This window comes from Cyanobium sp. ULC065, assembly GCF_977927515.1.
Genome location: NZ_OZ376393.1, coordinates 2,042,376 through 2,058,263, shown reverse-complemented (window position 1 = coordinate 2,058,263; position 15,888 = coordinate 2,042,376). Strand labels below are relative to the sequence as shown.

The 15,888-nt window shown below is 67.0% G+C and carries 15 protein-coding genes and 1 tRNA gene; 9 read left to right on the top strand and 7 right to left on the bottom strand.

Features of this window, described 5'->3' with window-relative positions; translation table 11 throughout:
* The first annotated feature begins 3 nt into the window (after nucleotides 1-3).
* Nucleotides 4-693 carry a phosphoribosylglycinamide formyltransferase gene (gene purN, locus ACXMDP_RS10175; protein WP_259728656.1) on the top strand — a complete coding sequence of 230 codons (690 nt, stop codon included), beginning with the start codon at nucleotides 4-6 and terminating at the stop codon, nucleotides 691-693.
* Here the strand turns inward: purN and argC are convergent.
* Nucleotides 684-1,760, bottom strand: coding sequence for an N-acetyl-gamma-glutamyl-phosphate reductase (gene argC, locus ACXMDP_RS10170; protein WP_259728657.1), 1,077 nt, complete (start codon nucleotides 1,758-1,760; stop codon nucleotides 684-686). The two genes, purN and argC, sit on opposite strands and share 10 nt — an antisense overlap.
* Nucleotides 1,761-2,007: 247 nt before the next feature.
* Between argC and ribBA the strand changes: the two genes are divergently transcribed.
* A complete protein-coding gene (gene ribBA, locus ACXMDP_RS10165) occupies nucleotides 2,008-3,600 on the top strand; it encodes a bifunctional 3,4-dihydroxy-2-butanone-4-phosphate synthase/GTP cyclohydrolase II (RefSeq protein ID WP_399232451.1) in 1,593 nt (530 codons plus the stop codon).
* A 133-nt stretch (nucleotides 3,601-3,733) separates the two neighbouring features.
* On the opposite strand, the gene ACXMDP_RS10160 is transcribed toward ribBA, so the two are convergent.
* Nucleotides 3,734-4,174, bottom strand: coding sequence for a peptidylprolyl isomerase (locus ACXMDP_RS10160; protein WP_255100897.1), 441 nt, complete (start codon nucleotides 4,172-4,174; stop codon nucleotides 3,734-3,736).
* Nucleotides 4,175-4,263: 89 nt separating this feature from the next.
* Between ACXMDP_RS10160 and mtnP the strand changes: the two genes are divergently transcribed.
* Complete coding sequence (mtnP, locus tag ACXMDP_RS10155; RefSeq protein ID WP_259728658.1) at nucleotides 4,264-5,208, top strand: S-methyl-5'-thioadenosine phosphorylase; 945 nt, start codon at nucleotides 4,264-4,266, stop codon at nucleotides 5,206-5,208.
* Between the two features lie 33 nt (nucleotides 5,209-5,241).
* Here the strand turns inward: mtnP and murQ are convergent, their stop codons facing one another.
* From murQ to dnaK, 4 genes are all read right to left on the bottom strand, one after another.
* The gene (gene murQ, locus ACXMDP_RS10150; RefSeq protein ID WP_259728659.1) at nucleotides 5,242-6,189 is read right to left on the bottom strand and encodes an N-acetylmuramic acid 6-phosphate etherase; all 948 of its coding nucleotides are present in this window, start codon (nucleotides 6,187-6,189) and stop codon (nucleotides 5,242-5,244) included.
* Nucleotides 6,186-6,650: a DUF3110 domain-containing protein gene (locus tag ACXMDP_RS10145; protein ID WP_094510480.1), complete on the bottom strand. Its 465-nt coding sequence runs from the start codon at nucleotides 6,648-6,650 to the stop codon at nucleotides 6,186-6,188. Before ACXMDP_RS10145 ends, murQ begins: the two co-directional genes overlap by 4 nt.
* Before the next feature lie 63 nt (nucleotides 6,651-6,713).
* Nucleotides 6,714-7,721, bottom strand: a complete 1,008-nt coding sequence (locus ACXMDP_RS10140) for a DnaJ domain-containing protein (RefSeq protein ID WP_259728660.1) — start codon at nucleotides 7,719-7,721, stop codon at nucleotides 6,714-6,716.
* Nucleotides 7,722-7,726: 5 nt separating this feature from the next.
* Nucleotides 7,727-10,012 carry a molecular chaperone DnaK gene (gene dnaK, locus ACXMDP_RS10135; RefSeq protein ID WP_259728661.1) on the bottom strand — a complete coding sequence of 762 codons (2,286 nt, stop codon included), beginning with the start codon at nucleotides 10,010-10,012 and terminating at the stop codon, nucleotides 7,727-7,729.
* Nucleotides 10,013-10,269: 257 nt separating this feature from the next.
* On the opposite strand from dnaK, the gene pstC reads away from it, so the two are divergent.
* The 3 genes from pstC to pstB all read left to right on the top strand — a co-directional run bounded on the left by pstC (nucleotide 10,270) and on the right by pstB (nucleotide 12,990).
* On the top strand, nucleotides 10,270-11,223 hold the full coding sequence (gene pstC / locus ACXMDP_RS10130) for a phosphate ABC transporter permease subunit PstC (RefSeq protein ID WP_259728662.1): 954 nt from the start codon (nucleotides 10,270-10,272) through the stop codon (nucleotides 11,221-11,223).
* 5 nt (nucleotides 11,224-11,228) lie between these two features.
* Nucleotides 11,229-12,119 carry a phosphate ABC transporter permease PstA gene (pstA, locus tag ACXMDP_RS10125; RefSeq protein WP_259728663.1) on the top strand — a complete coding sequence of 297 codons (891 nt, stop codon included), beginning with the start codon at nucleotides 11,229-11,231 and terminating at the stop codon, nucleotides 12,117-12,119.
* A 61-nt stretch (nucleotides 12,120-12,180) separates the two neighbouring features.
* On the top strand, nucleotides 12,181-12,990 hold the full coding sequence (gene pstB, locus ACXMDP_RS10120) for a phosphate ABC transporter ATP-binding protein PstB (protein ID WP_259728664.1): 810 nt from the start codon (nucleotides 12,181-12,183) through the stop codon (nucleotides 12,988-12,990).
* Nucleotides 12,991-13,162: 172 nt separating this feature from the next.
* Here the strand turns inward: pstB and ACXMDP_RS10115 are convergent.
* Nucleotides 13,163-13,249, bottom strand: a tRNA-Ser gene (locus ACXMDP_RS10115).
* 61 nt (nucleotides 13,250-13,310) lie between these two features.
* Here ACXMDP_RS10115 and ACXMDP_RS10110 point away from each other — a divergent pair.
* Genes ACXMDP_RS10110 through ACXMDP_RS10100 form a run of 3 tightly spaced genes read left to right on the top strand, consistent with a single transcriptional unit; the run spans nucleotide 13,311 to nucleotide 15,882 of the window.
* Nucleotides 13,311-13,679, top strand: a complete 369-nt coding sequence (locus ACXMDP_RS10110; RefSeq protein WP_259728665.1) for a 2Fe-2S iron-sulfur cluster-binding protein — start codon at nucleotides 13,311-13,313, stop codon at nucleotides 13,677-13,679.
* A 52-nt stretch (nucleotides 13,680-13,731) separates the two neighbouring features.
* On the top strand, nucleotides 13,732-14,634 hold the full coding sequence (locus tag ACXMDP_RS10105) for an inositol monophosphatase family protein (protein ID WP_259728666.1): 903 nt from the start codon (nucleotides 13,732-13,734) through the stop codon (nucleotides 14,632-14,634).
* Nucleotides 14,635-14,694: 60 nt separating this feature from the next.
* Nucleotides 14,695-15,882, top strand: a complete 1,188-nt coding sequence (locus ACXMDP_RS10100) for an ATP phosphoribosyltransferase regulatory subunit (protein WP_259728667.1) — start codon at nucleotides 14,695-14,697, stop codon at nucleotides 15,880-15,882.
* The last annotated feature ends 6 nt before the right edge of the window (nucleotides 15,883-15,888 follow it).

Below are 15,888 nucleotides of genomic sequence, written 5' to 3'. Positions count from 1 at the left end.
CCGATGCCTGCTGCGGCAGACCATAGCGACGTGAATGCCGGCATCCAGTGGCCGTTGTCACAGCCCTGGCCGGCGGCGCATCCTCCGCTGCGGCTGGGAGTGATGGCCTCAGGCCACGGCTCGAACTTCGAGGCGCTGGTGGCCAGTGGCCGCCACGGTGACCTCAACGCCAGCGTGGAGTTGCTGGTGGTGAACCAGCCGGGCTGCGGGGCCATCGAGCGTGCCGAGCGGCTGGGCATTTCCTGGCGTCTGCTCGATCACCGTCGCTTCAGCAGTCGGGAGGCGCTCGATGGCGCCCTGATCGAAGCCTTTGGGCAGGCAAAGGTGGATCTGGTGGTGATGGCCGGCTGGATGCGGATCGTCACCCCCGTGCTGATCAAGGCCTTTCCGCAGCGCCTGGTGAACATCCACCCGTCCTTGCTGCCCAGTTTCCGCGGTGTCGACGCGATCGGCCAGGCGCTGGCGGCAGGGGTGACCCTGGCGGGCTGCAGCGCCCACCTGGTGACCGCCGAAGTGGATGGGGGTCCGATCCTGGCCCAGGCTGCCGTGCCGGTGTGCCCCGGCGATGACCATGCCCGCCTGGCGGCCCGCATCCAGCAGCAGGAGCATCGGATCCTGCCGCTGGCGGTGGCACTGGCCGCCGAGCGGCTGTCGCAGGCCAGCTCAGCCCAGCTGGCGCAGGCTCAGGGATAGAAGGGCAGCAGCGGCAGGCCGGTGCAGGCGGGCAGCCCCGCCAGCAGGTTGAGGCACTGAACGCCCTGTCCGGCCTGGCCCTTCACCAGGTTGTCGATGGCGCACATCACGATCAGCTGGCTGGTGCGCGCATCCACCTGCACCGACAGCAGGGCCCGGTTGGTCTGCCGCACCCACTTGGTGGAGGGGTAGGTGCCCACCGGCAGCACCTCCACGCAGGGGCTCTGGCGGTAGGCGGCCTGCAGCAGGGTGGTGCAGTCGGCGGCGGTGAGGCCGGGATCCCGCAGGCGGCCGTAGACGGTGGCCAGCAGCCCGCGCACCATCGGCATCAGGTGGGGGGTGAACTGCAGCCGGATCGGTTGACCGGCCGCGCGGCTGGCTGATTCCTCGATCTCACTGGTGTGGCGATGGCCCACCACGCCGTAGGGCGCCACCGCCTCGCCGGCCTCGGCCAGCAGCAGGTTCTCCTTGGCGGCCCTGCCCCCGCCGGAGGTGCCGGTCTTGGCGTCGATGATGATCCCGCTGGTTTCAATCAGGCCCTGGCTGAGAAACGGCATCAGCGCCAGCAGGCTGGCCGTGGGGAAACAGCCGGGGGCCGCCACCAGCCGGGCAGCGGCGATCGCCTCCCGCTCCCACTCCACCAGGCCGTACACCGCTTCTTCGCAAAGGGCGTCGTCGTTGCGCGGATGCTCCTGGGCTTCCGCTGCATACACACTTTTCCACTGGTTCAAGGAGCGGTAGCGGTAGTCAGCGGAGAGATCCACCACCTTCACCCCGCGCGCCAGCAGATCGGGCACGAGACGCGAGGCCAGGCCGTTCGGCAGGCTGAGCACCGCCAGGTCGGCCTCCGCGGCGATGGCGTCGGGTTCAGGCACGCGCACCACCAGATCCCTGGCCAGCGGCAGAAACGGCGTGATCGCATTCCAGCGCTTGCCGGCACTGCGTTCTCCACCCAGAAAGGTCACCTCCAGGTGGGGATGGTCATGCAGCAGCCGCAGGCTCTGCAGACCGCCATAGCCACTGGCGCCGATCACGGCCACGCGCCGGGCTGGTTCTGTAGGAGCCATGCGGTAGCAATTGGGAGGGGAAAGCGTACTGGTCGTCCTGCGATCTCTTCACGGTGCGCAGGTGTGCTGGTGGAGAATGAAGGTTGATGGCCCACGTCCCCTGGCTCTCCGTTCCGACCCACTCCACGATCGCGGCAGCGTTGAGGCGTCATCGCCAGCGGCGCAGGTGGGAGGCGGCGATGCTGCAGAAGCGGCCATCCGGTTTGATCCCGTAGCGGATGCCTTGGCGGCCATTCGCAACGGCGAGATGGTGGTGGTAGTGGATGACGAAAACCGTGAAAACGAAGGCGATCTGATCTGCGCGGCCCAGTTCGCCACGCCGGAACAGATCAACTTCATGGCCACCGAAGCCCGGGGCCTGATCTGCCTGGCGATGGAAGGGGAGCGCCTCGATGCGCTGGAACTGCCGCTGATGGTGGATCGCAACACCGACAGCAATCAGACCGCCTTCACCGTGAGCGTGGACGCGGGCCCCGAGAACGGCGTGTCCACCGGCATCTCTGCCGACGATCGGGCCCGCACCATCCAGGTGGCGATCCATCCCCAGAGCCGCCCCCACGATCTGCGCCGGCCCGGCCATATCTTTCCGCTGCGGGCCAAGCGTGGCGGCGTGCTCAAGCGTGCCGGCCACACCGAGGCGGCGGTGGATCTTTCACGTCTGGCTGGGCTGTATCCCGCCGGCGTGATCTGTGAGATCCAGAATCCCGACGGCTCGATGGCCCGGCTGCCGCAACTGCAGACGTATGCCCGCCAGCACGGATTGCGGCTGATCAGCATCGCCGATCTGATCAGCTATCGCCTCACCACCGAACGGTTCGTGCGGCGTCAGGCGGAAGCCATGATGCCCAGCTCCTTCGGTACCTTCCGCGCGATCGGCTATCGCAACGAACACGACGGCAGCGAACACGTGGCGATCGTGAAGGGACACCCGGAACGGGCCACCGGGTCGGTGCTGGTGCGGGTGCACTCGGAATGCCTCACCGGGGATGCCTTCGGTTCCCTGCGCTGTGATTGCCGCCCCCAGCTGGAAGCCGCTCTGCGCATGATCGAAGACGCCGGCGAAGGTATCGTGGTGTATCTGCGCCAGGAAGGGCGCGGCATCGGCCTGATCAACAAGCTCAAGGCCTACAGCCTGCAGGATGGCGGCCTCGACACCGTGGAGGCCAACGAGCGCCTGGGTTTCCCCGCCGATCTGCGCAATTACGGCGTAGGCGCCCAGATCCTCAGCGATCTGGGGGTGAAGCGGCTGCGGCTGATCACCAACAACCCCCGCAAGATCGCCGGGCTGGGTGGCTATGGCCTCCAGGTCGACGACCGCGTGCCGCTGGAGATGGACGCGGGCCTGCACAACGCCGCCTACCTGAGCACCAAGCGCCTCAAGCTGGGCCATCTGCTGATGCAGCCCCCCGGCCTGGAGCCACCCCAGCCCACCAGCCTCGGCCTCACCGCGGTGCTGGCCTGGCAAGGCAGCGGCAACGATCCCGCCCGCACCGAAGCGGAGCACTGGCCCCAGCTGCGTGCCTGGGCCCAGCAGCGCAGCCTCGATCTGCGGCGGGAGGAGCATCCCCGGCTGCTGGCTCTGCTCCAGCAACCGGAGCTCGCCCTGCTGCTGGCTTCCACCGACGGCCACGCCCTCGGTCGCGGCGATCTCACGGCCTTGCTCGGCTTGCTGGCGGAATGGCCTGGCTGCAGGGCGATCACCCTGCTGCTCACCCCCGATGCCCAGCGCAGCAGCCACCCCAGCGCCACGCTGGAGCCGGAGCTGCGGCCACTGCTGGAGTTGCGCCAGGACGGGCCCACCCTGCCCCGCCAGCCCGGCTCGCTGCTGCGCTGGCAGTGAGCCAGATCAATCAGTACGGGGCCGCACCGACCGGCGCTTGGCACTGATCGGCGCTTGCTACTGATCGCCGGTTGGAACCGCTCAATCCGTCCAGGTCGTTGGCCGGCGGACTGGCCGATCCGGCCACAGGCGTTCAGGCCAGGATCGTCACCTTGTTGATCTTGGTGCCCTTGCGGATGGCGAGCACCACATCCAGATTCGCTGCCTGGCCAAACACGGTGTGAACCCCGTCGAGGTGCGGCTGGGCGTCGTGGCACAGGAAAAACTGGCTGCCGCCGGTGTTCTTGCCGGCGTGGGCCATCGAAAGGGTGCCGGCCTGGTGCTTGCGGCTGTTGATCTCACAGGGGATCTTGTAGCCAGGGCCACCGGTGCCGGGGGCGCCGGCTGCGCCGGGTCGGGTGTTGGGGCAGCCGCCCTGAGCCATGAAGCCATCGATGACGCGATGGAAGGCCAGGCCGTCATAGAAACCGGCTTCGGCCAGCTTCACGAAGTTGGCCACCGTTGCGGGGGCATCGGCGTCGAACAGCTCGAGTTCCACGATGCCGGCATCGGTCTCCATCTGGGCTTTGGTCACGGCAGGCTCGGGAAAAACGGACTTTATCCACTCTCAGGTAGAACAGTGCCCCACCCTCCGCTCGGGGATTCCCCCTCACCCCTGACGTCATGAGTGCCACCGCTCCAGCTCCCAACGGCTCCGGTCACGACCTGGGCGGTGCCCGGCTCGGCATCCTCGGCGGCAGTGGCCTCTACGCCATGGAGGGCCTGGAGGATGTGCGGGAACTCTCGCTCGACACCCCATTCGGAGCCCCTTCCGACAGCCTGCGGCTGGGCCGGCTCGGCGGCCTCGAGGTGGTGTTCCTGGCGCGCCACGGTCGCCATCACAGCCTCACCCCCACCGAGGTGCCCTACCGGGCCAACATCTGGGCCCTGCGTTCGCTCGGCGTGCGCTGGATTCTCTCCTGCTCGGCTGTCGGGTCACTGCAGGAGCCGCTGCGCCCGCTCGACATGCTGGTGCCGGATCAGTTCATCGATCGCACCCACCAACGCCCGCTGAGCTTCTTCGGCAACGGCGCCGTGGCCCACGTGGGCATCGCCGATCCCTTCTGCCCCAGCCTCAGCCGCCTGCTGGCCGATGTAGCCGACAGCCTCATGCCGGCCGGCCGCCAGTTGCACCGCAGCGGCACCTACCTCTGCATGGAAGGCCCCGCCTTCTCCACCCGCGCTGAATCCAACCTCTACCGCAGCTGGGGCTGCTCGGTGATTGGCATGACGAACCACAGCGAGGCCCGCCTGGCGCGGGAGGCGGAGATCGCCTACGCCACCCTGGCCATGGTCACCGATTACGACTGCTGGCACAGCGACCATGCCTCGGTGAGCGTGAAGCTGGTGATCCAGAACCTGCACGCCAATGCACAGCTGGCGCAGCAGGTGGTGAAGGTGGCGGCCGAGCGTATCGCCGCACAACGGCCCGCCAGCAGCGCCCACAGCGCCCTGCGCAATGCCCTGATGACGCCGAAGGAGCGGGTGCCGGCCGAAACGCGCGAAAAGCTTGACCTGTTCACCGCTCCCTACTGGGGCCCCTTCGTGCCTGACGAAGCTGCCGCCTAGATCAGCCTGCCCTCCAAGGGGCGCCCCGGGCGCTCAGTGGCTGAGCTGGGCGCCGAGGGCGGCCAAAGCAGGCCGCAGGTGACCGCCGGCCGCATCGAGCGCCGCCGCCGCCGCTGCGGCATCCAGATCGGTGACCGCCATGAGCAGGGCCCGCTTAACGGATCCGCCCGCTGCCTCGAGCAACTGGATGCCGCGCGGTCGCTCCACCCCGGCCAGATCCCGCAGGATGCGCAGGGCCCGGTCTTCCAGCTTGCTGTTAGTGACCGCCACATCCACCATGCGGTTGCCGTGCACCTTGCCCAGCTTCACCATCACGCCGGTGGAGAGGATGTTGAGGGCCATCTTGGTGGCGGTGCCGGCCTTGAGCCGGGTGGAGCCGGTCACAAGCTCAGGGCCGGTGAGCAGGCGGATGTCGATGTCGCAGGGCATCGGCGCCTGGGAGGTGGGCACACAAGCCATGCCGATCGTGAGGGCGTTGAGGCTGCGCGCATGCAGGAGAGCGCCATGCACGTAGGGGGTGGTGCCCCCCGCGGCGATTCCCACAAGCGCGTCGTCGCTGCAGAAACCGCGGGCTTCCAGGTCGGTCTGCCCGGCTTCGGCGCGGTCTTCCAGGCCTTCGGAGCTGCGCAGCAGGGCCGGCGCCCCACCGGCGAGCACCCCTTGCACGAGCTCGGGCGGGCTGCAGAAGGTGGGAGGGCACTCGGCGGCATCCAGCACACCCAGGCGGCCGGAGGTGCCGGCACCCAGGTAGAAAAGCCTGCCGCCTGCGCGCAGCCGGGCCACGATCGCGTCAACGGCGGCGCTTAGCGCCGGTGCCGCTGCGGCCACCGCCAGCTGGGAGCAGCGCTCCTCTTCGCAGAACAGTTCAACAATGGCGCGGGTTTCCAGCTGATCCAGCGCGCTGCTGGCGGGATTCGGCTGTTCGGTGAGCAGGTGACCGCGGTCACCGGCGGCCACGCCGAAGGCTGAGGACTGGCTCATAGCAAGCCTTCAAGCCGGCGTCGAAAGGCTTCCAGTTCATCGCTGGCCGCTGAGGCCTCGGCTTCGGGCACGCCGTCGTCGGTGGAGACCAGGCCGGCGGTGGTTTCTGCCGCACCGCTTGCTGCAGTGCTGGTCCCGCTGGCCTCCTCGTTCCAGTTGCTCACATCCATGTTGCGTTCCGGGGGCGAGATCCACAGCCGCTCCTCCGGCGACTGGGGCAGGAAGCCCGTGGGCACGAAGCGTGCCTCGTAGCCAGCCTGGGCGCAGAACAGCTCCATCTCCTCCCGCTCCAGCGCCTCTACCGAGGGCAGCGGGAAATCCTGGGCCTCCAGCAAGCCCGCGTAGCGTTCGGCGTCGTCGGGGTCTTCGAACAGCAGCACCACCGTGTGGCCGCCGAGTTCAAGCGAATGGATGCCTTCGTTGTCTGTGCCGGCGTCAAACAGCAACACATGGACCGTCATGGAGCGCTCCAACGCCATGGGGTCAGTGTCTCACCCCGCGCCAGTGGTCAGCTCAGGCACCGGTCAGCCGGCTTCTGCTTCCGCTTCGGCCTGCTCGGCCAGTTGCTCCAATCGCCGGTAGAGCGCTGCCTCGGCGTCATCGAGCTGCTCCGGGACGACGATCCGAATCTCCACCAGCTGGTCGCCACGCTGCCCACGGTGGGCGAGCCCCCTGCCCCGCAGCCGCAGCAGACGTCCGCTGGAGGATCCAGGCGGCACGGTGAGCTGCACATCGCCCTGCAGGGTGGGCACCACGGCGCGGCAGCCGAGCGCGGCGGCGGGAGGGAAGAGATCCAGGGTGTAGAGCACGCGCAGGCCATCGATGCGCAGACCCTCAGGCGTGCATACCCGCAGTTGGATGAAGTGGTCGGCCCCTCCGGGCGCCACCCCGGCCAGCCGCAGGCGCCAGCCGTCCCCGGCCAGCGGCGGGGTCCAGAGCTCCACAACGGTGCCGTCGGGCAGGGACAGTTCCAGTCGTTCCCCGGCCAGTGACTGCTCCGGGGTGAGCTCCACGGTGGTTTCCAGATCAGCGCTGGCCTGCACCGGCGGCGGAGACGCTGGCGCCTGGGTCACCCGCCCGCCGCCATGTTCGCGGCTGCGCCCGGCCGGCGCTGAAGCAGGCGCCGCGGTCGGTTCCGGCGGCTCCTCGTCAGCGAGGCCGGTCGGGCCGTCCTCAGGCTCGTCGACGTCGTCGCTGGCAGCCGTTGTGGTGCGACCGAACAGGGCCTCCAGGTACTCCTCAAATGCTGGGAAGCCCCTGGCGAAGCGATCACGGCTGCCGCTCTGCGCCCCGCCGGCTTCCTGCCCCCGTTCCCAGGCCTGGCGACGCTTGGGGTCACTGAGCACCGCGTAGGCCTCATTGACTCGCTTGAAGCGTTCCTCGGCTACGGGATCATTGCCATTGAGGTCGGGGTGCCAGCGGCGCGCCTGCTGGCGGAACGCCCGCTTGAGGGCAGCGGCGTCCGCACCGGGTTCTAGCCCCAGGGTCGCCCAGTAATCAATGGCCGCCGGGGGGGAGGCGCTGCGGGTCACCGAGGTCAGTCCTCCGACCAGGGGTCATCGGCGGCCGCTCTGACGCGGCGGGGCGGCGGTGCCGACGGCTCCTCATCGCTGGAGGGGATGTAGCGGTTGCCATCGGCGAAGCTCTGGCGACCGCGGCTGGAGAGGTTGCGAGGGCTGGCGTCGTCAGCTGCATCGCCATCCACGTCGCTGTAGCGGGGAGTGCCGTAGCTGGTGGTGGGATACGAGGAGGTGCCATAGCTGGGGGGCCTGTAGCTCGGCGGCTTGTAGCTCGGCGAGCCGTAGCTGGGCGGCCCATAGTCAGTTGGGCCATAGGCCGCCGGGGCGTCGTAGGCGCTGCGGTTCAGCGGTGCGGAGTCCCAGGCCTCACGGCGCGGGCGATCGCGGCCGCCCGGGCGGTCCCAGTCGTCATCGTCGTCGGCGAACAGATCATCCTTGAGGGAGCCGAGCGTGTTCTTGAGGCCTTGCAGCGGCCCCGCCTCGCTCTTGCGTTCACTCACCAGCCGCCGGTTGAGCCCATAGAGGGCCTCCTGCAGCTGGCTCACGGCCAGATCCAGTTCCACCGGATCGTCGCCACCCACAAGCATCTGCACATCGCGGAGCGCCATCTCCACCGATCGCTGCTGCCGCTCCGCCCCATAGGGCCCCAGCTCCAGCGCCGCGTCGCGCAGCCGCCGCTCGGCCTGGGCCACCAGCGTCTGGGCGCGGTTGCGGCGGTCCACCTCGGCCCGCTTGCGCCGGTCTTCCACCGCCTTGCGTTCCGCCTCCTCCAGCAGGGCGTTGATCTCGTCCTCGCTGAGGTTCGAGCCCCCCTGGATGCTGACGCTCTGCTGCCGGCCGGTGGTGCGGTCGGTGGCCGAAACCTGCAGCAGCCCGTTGGCGTCGATGTCGAAGGACACCTGCACCTGGGGCACGCCGCGGGGAGCGGGCGGGATGCCGGAGAGGCGGAAGCGGCCCAGTGATTTGTTGTCGGCCGCCATCTGCCTCTCGCCTTGCACCACGTGCACCTCCACCGCCGACTGGTTGGCCTCCGACGTGCTGAACACATCGGAGCGGCGCACCGGGATCGCGGTGTTGCGCGGAATCAGCACCTTCATCACACCGCCGATCGTCTCCAGCCCGAGTGACAGGGGGGTGACGTCGTTGAGCATCAGGTCGCGCAGTTCACCGGTGAGGATGCCGGCCTGCACCGCTGCGCCGATGGCGACCACCTCATCGGGATTCACTGACTGGCAGGGTTCGCGGGGAATGAGGGTGCGCACCATGTCCTGCACCATCGGCATGCGGGTGGAGCCGCCCACCAGCACCACATCGTCGATCTCTTCGGCGGCCATGCCCGCATCCCGCAGGGCGCGCTGCACCGGCCGCAGCAGCCGGTCGAGCAGATCGGGGCAAAGCGCTTCGAACTGGCGGCGCTCCAGCACCACCTCGATGTGCAGTGGTCCTTCCGGACCGGTGGCGATGAACGGCAGGGACACGGGCGTGCTCGCCACCCCGGAGAGCTCCTGCTTGGCCTTCTCCGCCGCCTCGGTGAGCCGCTGCAGGGCCTGGCGGTCACGGCGCAGGTCGATGCCGTTGCTGCTCAGGAAGCCGTCGGCGAGCCAGTCGACGATGCGGCGGTCCCAGTCGTTGCCACCCAACTGGGTGTCGCCGCTGGTGGATTTGACGTCGAAGACGCCATTGGCGATGCGCAGCAGTGAGACGTCAAAGGTTCCGCCGCCGAGGTCGAACACCAGCACCCGTTTCACCAGGCTGCGATCGAAGCCATAGGCCAGGGCCGCCGCCGTGGGCTCATTGAGAATGCGCTCCACCGTGAGCCCCGCCAGGCGGCCGGCGTCGCGGGTGGCCTGCCGCTGGGCATCGTTGAAATAAGCAGGAACGGTGATCACCGCCGCTTCCACCGGTTCGCCGAGATAGGTGGCGGCATCGTCCACCAGCTTGCGCAGGATGCAGGCCAGCAGCTCCTCGGGCGCGTATTCCCGCTCGGTGGCAGGGCAGACAGCCCGCACGTTGCCCTGGTCGTTGGCACGCACGGTGTAGGGCACGGCCAGGCTGTCGTCGTCGAGCTCGTCCCAGCTGCGGCCCACGAAACGCTTCAGGTTGGCGAAGGTGTTGCGGGGATTCAGCACCAGCTGGCGCCGGGCCGGTTGGCCCACCAGCAGCTCCTGGTCACGGTTGAAGCCCACCACCGATGGGGTGGTGCGTGTGCCCTCGGCATTGGCGATCACCTGGGGACGGCCGCCCTCCAGAACCGCCACCACCGAGTTGGTGGTGCCCAGATCGATGCCGACGATCCGACCCATTGAGCCTCAAACTGAAGGACCAAACTACCGGCTTCCCTGTCGGGCGGCCGCTGCAACGCCTCCCGCTGGCCAGGTTCAAGAGTGGGTCTCAGCCCAGGACTCCGAACCTCTCCAACCCCGCTGAAGGCCCACGGCCAGGCCCATCTGGGGTTGTCGTTAACGCTCTCTTAGTGGAATTCAAGCAGTGGTCGGAACTAGTTTTAGGGTGGACGCTGAACCATTGAGTTGAACCGACCGTCCTCCCGCGCCCACGATCAATGACATCTGCGCCCCACAAAGATCAATTCACGTTGCGGCGCAGGCCAGCGTCAGATCGCCTGATCGACAGTGGTTTTCGCAACCTCACGATCGTACTTGCCTCCTTTGTTGCGATTACCCTGCTGGCGATTTTCGTCACTGTTTTCCAGGGTGCTAGGGAGGCGATGCATGAGTTTGGCCTCTCTTTCCTGACCACCTCCAGCTGGAACCCCGTTGACAACGAATACGGGGCGTTCACGGCCATTTATGGCACTTTGGTGTCTTCGATCATGGCTCTGGTGATTGCCGTCCCGCTCGGGGTCGGTACCGCTATCTTCATCACTGAAAATCTCATTCCCCTGCGCTGGCGCGAGGTGATCGGGGTGATGGTGGAGCTGCTCGCCGCCATTCCATCGGTGGTGCTGGGCTTGTGGGCCATCTTCGTGATGGAGCCGTTCGTGCGGCCCTTTCTGCAATTCATTTACGACACGCTGGGCTGGCTGCCGATCTTCAACTCTCCGCCCCAGGGGCCGGGCATGGCGCCGGCGATCATCATTCTGGTGGTGATGATTCTGCCGATCATCACGTCGATTTCACGGGACGCCCTCAACCAGGTTCCAACGGAACTGCGCCAGGGGGCCTATGGGGTGGGCAGCACACGATGGGTGGCGATTCTCAGCGTGATCCTTCCAGCTGCCGTGTCATCGATCGTGGGCGGGATCATGCTCGCTCTCGGACGGGCCATGGGAGAAACCATGGCCGTCACCATGATTATCGGCAATTCCAACAATTTCAGTTTTTCCTTGCTGGCACCCGGCAACACCATCGCTTCAATGCTCGCCAACCAGTTCGGCGAGGCTGATGGCGTGCAGGTTTCGGCACTTCTTTATGCCGCTTTGATTCTGATGGTGCTCACCTTCACGGTGAACATCATTGCGCAGTGGATCATCAAGAAACTCAGCCTTAAATACTGAATCCCATGACCACCGCCTTTCCTGCTGCTTCCAAGTCGCTGCGGTTCAACCCCTCGCTCAAGCGCAACCGCCTGGATCAATCCCTGACTGCCCTCGCTGGAGTTTTCAGCACCATCGCGGTGCTGCCTCTGGTTCTTGTTCTCCTCTATGTGCTCCTTCAGGGAGGGCGCCTGATCAGCATCAACCTGTTCACCCAGCTGCCGCCGGCGCCGGGTCTGGAAGGAGGTGGGATCGGCAACGCTCTGATCGGTACCGTCACGGTGACGTTCATTGCTTCGCTGATCGCCATCCCTGTGGGTGTGGGTGGAGGCGTGTTCCTCGCCGAATACTCCAAGGGAGGCTGGTTTGCGCAGTTCATACGCGTCGGCAACGACATTCTTGCCGGCGTTCCTTCGATCATCGCTGGCGTGTTCGTGTATGGCGCGATCGTGGCAACGCGGATCTTCTTCGGTCAGTCGTATTCAGCGGCGGCCGGCGGTATTGCTCTGGCGGTGCTCATGCTGCCCACGGTGATCAAAACTACCGATGAGGGTCTCAAGCTGGTTCCTCGCGAGCTCACCTGGGGGGCAATCGGCGTGGGCGCCTCCAAGTTCGTGACCATCACCCGCATCACCCTGCCGAGTGCCTTCACACCGATTGCCACCGGTGTGGTGCTGGCAATTGCCAGGGCGGCCGGTGAAACCGCACCGCTGATCTTTACAGCCCTCTTCTCTCCCTTCTGGCCGGAGGGCCTCTTCAACCCGATCGCCACCATGTCGGTGTTGATCTTCAACTTTGCGATCATGCCGTTCGAGGCCCAGAACGAATTGGCCTGGGCCGCTTCGTTCGTGCTTGTGGTGATGATCCTCGCGGCGAATCTCTTTGCCCGCTGGCTGCGCCGCTTCGCCTCTAAGTAAGACGGCAAGGCCCCTCCCCTCCACCTCTCTTCGCCTTCGATCCCACCCACCACCTGATCCCATGACCTCGACCCTGCAAGCGAAACCGGCTCCCAGCACCTGTCTGGCCCTTGAGGACGTCACGATCAGCTACGGCAGCTTCGAGGCGGTGCGGAACGTTCACATGGAGATTCCCGCTGGCAAGGTCACGGCCTTCATCGGACCCTCGGGTTGCGGCAAGTCCACCGTGTTGCGAGCCCTCAACCGCATGAACGATCTGATCGAGGGCTGTAGCTTGAAAGGCCGGGTGGTGTTCGACTCCCAGGACATCTATGCCAAGGAGGTGGATCCGGTGGAGGTGAGGCGGCGCATCGGCATGGTGTTCCAGAAGCCGAACCCGTTCCCCAAATCGATCTACGAAAACATCGCCTTCGGTGCCCGGATTAACGGCTACAAGGGCGACATGGATGAGCTGGTGGAGCGCTCCCTGCGCAAGGCCTTCATCTGGGATGAAACCAAGGACAAGCTCAAGGAGAGCGGAAATGCCCTTTCCGGCGGTCAGCAGCAGCGCCTGTGCATCGCGCGTGCGATTGCGGTGGAACCTGAAGTGATCCTGATGGATGAGCCCTGCTCAGCGCTGGATCCGATCTCCACCTTGAAGATTGAGGAGTTGATGCACGAACTCAAGAAGACCTTCTCGATCGTGATCGTCACCCACAACATGCAGCAGGCTGTGCGGGTCTCTGATCAGACCGCCTTCTTCAACGCGGAAGCCGTGGAAGGTGGCAGTGGCAAGGTGGGTTATCTGGTGGAGTTCAATGACACTGAGCGCATCTTCAACGCTCCGGTGCAACAAGCCACCCAGGACTATGTGACTGGCCGTTTCGGCTGATCAACATCTTTCTTCAACCCCTTGGTTCGCTGCCTGCCCGGTCGCGAACCGAGGGTTATGTTTTGAAATGGATTGCCGGCTCAACCGGCACCTGTCTGGCCGTGCGCTGCTGGGTATCACCCCGCAGCTACAAAAAAAGACCGGCGCTAAGGCCGGTCTTGGTGAATCTGGACGGAGAGGGAGGGATTCGAACCCTCGATAGAGTTGCCCCTATACAGCATTTCCAGTGCTGCGCCTTCGACCACTCGGCCACCTCTCCAGCGGCTGTCATGGGGCAGGTGGCAATGTAGCAGCAGGCCGTTTGTGGTTCACGTCAGGCGATGACCAAGCGTTTTCCGATCACGGTGCACTGGCGCCAGCAGAACAGGGTGATCCGGCTGGATGTACCGGAGGGGGAGTACGTGCTGCGCAGCTTTGAGCAGCAGGGCCAGCCGCTGCCGTTCAGCTGCCGCAATGGCTGCTGCACGGCCTGCGCCGTGCGCGTGCTCTCGGGTGAGATCGATCAGCGCGAAGCGCTCGGCCTCTCGCAGGAGCTGCGCAAGCGCGGCTATGGCTTGCTCTGCGTGGCCCGCGCCACCGGTCCCCTGGAGGTGGAAACCCAGGAGGAGGATGAGGTCTACGACCTGCAGTTCGGCCGCCACTTCGGACGTGGCCGCATTCGCCCCGGCCTGCCGATCGAAGAGGAGTGAGCCCCCAGCCATGCCCCTTCAGCCATAAACGCCCAGCCATACCTCCCCAGCCATGACCATCAGCCTCCAGCCACCGGCCGCCGGCCATCCCTGTCTTTCCCAGCAGGCTCTGCAGGCCTCTGGCCTCAGCGTTGGGGACCTGGAGCGTCTGGCCGGGGTAGCCCGCCGGGCTGCCGCCGCCGGTGGCGCCGAGCTCACGCGTCATTTCGGCAAGCTGCGCCAGATCCGGGAGAAGGGCCGCGCCGGGGATCTGGTCACCGAGGCCGACCTGGCGGCTGAGCAGGCGGTGCTCGCTGTGCTCGCCGCTGAGAGTGCCGGTGTAGCCGTGCTTGCGGAAGAGAGCGGCCACAGTGCCACCCGCTCCGACCTGGAGTGGTGCGTGGACCCGCTCGATGGCACCACCAACTTCGCTCACTCCTTCCCGCTGTTCGCCACCTCGGTGGGTCTCACCTGGCGGGGCACGCCGCTGCTGGGGGCAATCGAAGTGCCGGCCCTGGCGGAGCACTACTGGGCGGCGCCTGGCCTGGGCGCCTGGTGCAACGACCAGCCGATCCAGGTGAGCGGCTGCACCGAGCTCTCCGCCTCCCTGCTTGTCACCGGTTTCGCCTACGACCGCACCACCCAGCCCGACACCAACTACACCGAGTTCTGCTGGTTCACCCACCGCAGCCATGGGGTGCGCCGCGGCGGGGCTGCCGCCGTGGATCTGGCCTTCGTGGCGGCCGGCCGACTCGATGGTTACTGGGAGCGCGGACTTTCCCCGTGGGATCTGGCCGCCGGCGTGGTGCTGGTGGAGCAGGCGGGAGGCATCGTCAGTGCCTACGACGGCACGCCGTTGGTGCTGGCCGACGGGCGGCTGATCGCCACCACCCCCGGCCTTCATCGCGCCCTGATGGATGGGTTGGCCCAGTGCCGACCGTTGCCAGGCGCATTGTTCGGCGCCCCCGAGCTCTGAGCGGGCCCCACGCCGCTCCATAGGATCCAGCCGCTCCCCTTCACTTTCCTCTGATTTCCCATGGCCCTGCAACCCGCCGCCGGCGCCAGGGATCTCAATCCCGTCCAGGTGGGCGGCAACCGGCGCCTGCGCGAGCGTCTGGCGGAGGTTTATCGGCTCTGGGGTTACCAGGAAGTGGCGCCCCCGTCGGTGGAACGGCTCGACACGCTGCAAGCCGGCGGCGGCATCGCCGAGCAGGACGTGGTGCGCCTCGCGGCGGAAGAACCGCTGGGCCTGCGGCCTGAGTTCACGGCCTCAATCGCCCGGGCGGCCTCCACCCGCATGGCTGCGCGCCCACGGCCGCTGCGCCTCTGGGCGGAAGGGCCCACCTTCCGCGCCCTCGTGGGTGATGCGGGCGGGCAACGCATCAGTGAGCAACTGCAGAGCGGTGTGGAGCTGCTCGGGGTGCCCACGGCCTCCGCCGATGTGGAGCTGATCCGCCTGCTGCTGGCCTGCACCGAAACGGTCGGGTTGGAGCCCAGCCATGAACCCCAGCTGCTGGTGGGCCACCACGGGCTGCTCAGCACCTTGCTCGAACGCTTGCCTTCCCAGCACCGCACTGCCTGTCGCCGTGCCCTCACGGGCTTCGATCCGCTGGCCCTGGCTGCCATTCCGCTGGAGCCTGTGGAACAGGCGCAGCTGCAGGCCCTGCTGCGCCTGCGCGGCGAACCGGCCTGGGTGCTGAAGGAACTGGAGCGGCACCTGGGGACCAGCCCACTGCTGACGGAGCTGGCCACCACGCTGGAGCTGGTACGCCCAGCGGCCGAGCGCCTTGGGGTGCAACTGCAGCTGGATCCCAGCTTCCAGCCCCACTTCGATCTCTACGACGGCATCGTGCTCAAGCTGGTGTGTCGCGGTGCGGCGGCACCGGTGGATGTGGCCAGCGGCGGCCGCTACGACGCCCTGGTGGGTCGCTTCTGCGCCGATGCGGCCCTGGCCGCGGGTGTGGGTTTCGCCTTTTCGATCGAAGACATCCGCGAGCTGCTCAACGGCACCCCCGGCAGCAAGGAAGCGACCAGGCTGGCGGAGCGCCCGCTGCTGGTGGCCTACAGCCACCCCGGCGGACTCGCTTCTGCCCTGGAAAGGCTCGATCAGCTCCATGCTCAGGGCCGCGCTGCCGAGCTGCTGCCGGAGCCGCTCGGCTCGCACACTGAGGCTGAGGCGGTCGCCTTCAGCCGCGACAGCCAAGGGCTGGAGTGGCTTGGCTGAGCCGGA

Bases quoted from the DNA above. Each gene is read 5' to 3' on its own strand.
- purN (WP_259728656.1), top strand. From the start codon at position 4: ATGCCTGCTGCGGCAGACCATAGCGACGTGAATGCCGGCATCCAGTGG.
- argC (WP_259728657.1), bottom strand. From the start codon at position 1,760: ATGGCTCCTACAGAACCAGCCCGGCGCGTGGCCGTGATCGGCGCCAGT.
- ribBA (WP_399232451.1), top strand. From the start codon at position 2,008: ATGGTGGTGGTAGTGGATGACGAAAACCGTGAAAACGAAGGCGATCTG.
- mtnP (WP_259728658.1), top strand. From the start codon at position 4,264: ATGAGTGCCACCGCTCCAGCTCCCAACGGCTCCGGTCACGACCTGGGC.
- murQ (WP_259728659.1), bottom strand. From the start codon at position 6,189: ATGAGCCAGTCCTCAGCCTTCGGCGTGGCCGCCGGTGACCGCGGTCAC.
- ACXMDP_RS10145 (WP_094510480.1), bottom strand. From the start codon at position 6,650: ATGACGGTCCATGTGTTGCTGTTTGACGCCGGCACAGACAACGAAGGC.
- dnaK (WP_259728661.1), bottom strand. From the start codon at position 10,012: ATGGGTCGGATCGTCGGCATCGATCTGGGCACCACCAACTCGGTGGTG.
- pstC (WP_259728662.1), top strand. From the start codon at position 10,270: ATGACATCTGCGCCCCACAAAGATCAATTCACGTTGCGGCGCAGGCCA.
- pstA (WP_259728663.1), top strand. From the start codon at position 11,229: ATGACCACCGCCTTTCCTGCTGCTTCCAAGTCGCTGCGGTTCAACCCC.
- pstB (WP_259728664.1), top strand. From the start codon at position 12,181: ATGACCTCGACCCTGCAAGCGAAACCGGCTCCCAGCACCTGTCTGGCC.
- ACXMDP_RS10110 (WP_259728665.1), top strand. From the start codon at position 13,311: ATGACCAAGCGTTTTCCGATCACGGTGCACTGGCGCCAGCAGAACAGG.
- ACXMDP_RS10105 (WP_259728666.1), top strand. From the start codon at position 13,732: ATGACCATCAGCCTCCAGCCACCGGCCGCCGGCCATCCCTGTCTTTCC.
- ACXMDP_RS10100 (WP_259728667.1), top strand. From the start codon at position 14,695: ATGGCCCTGCAACCCGCCGCCGGCGCCAGGGATCTCAATCCCGTCCAG.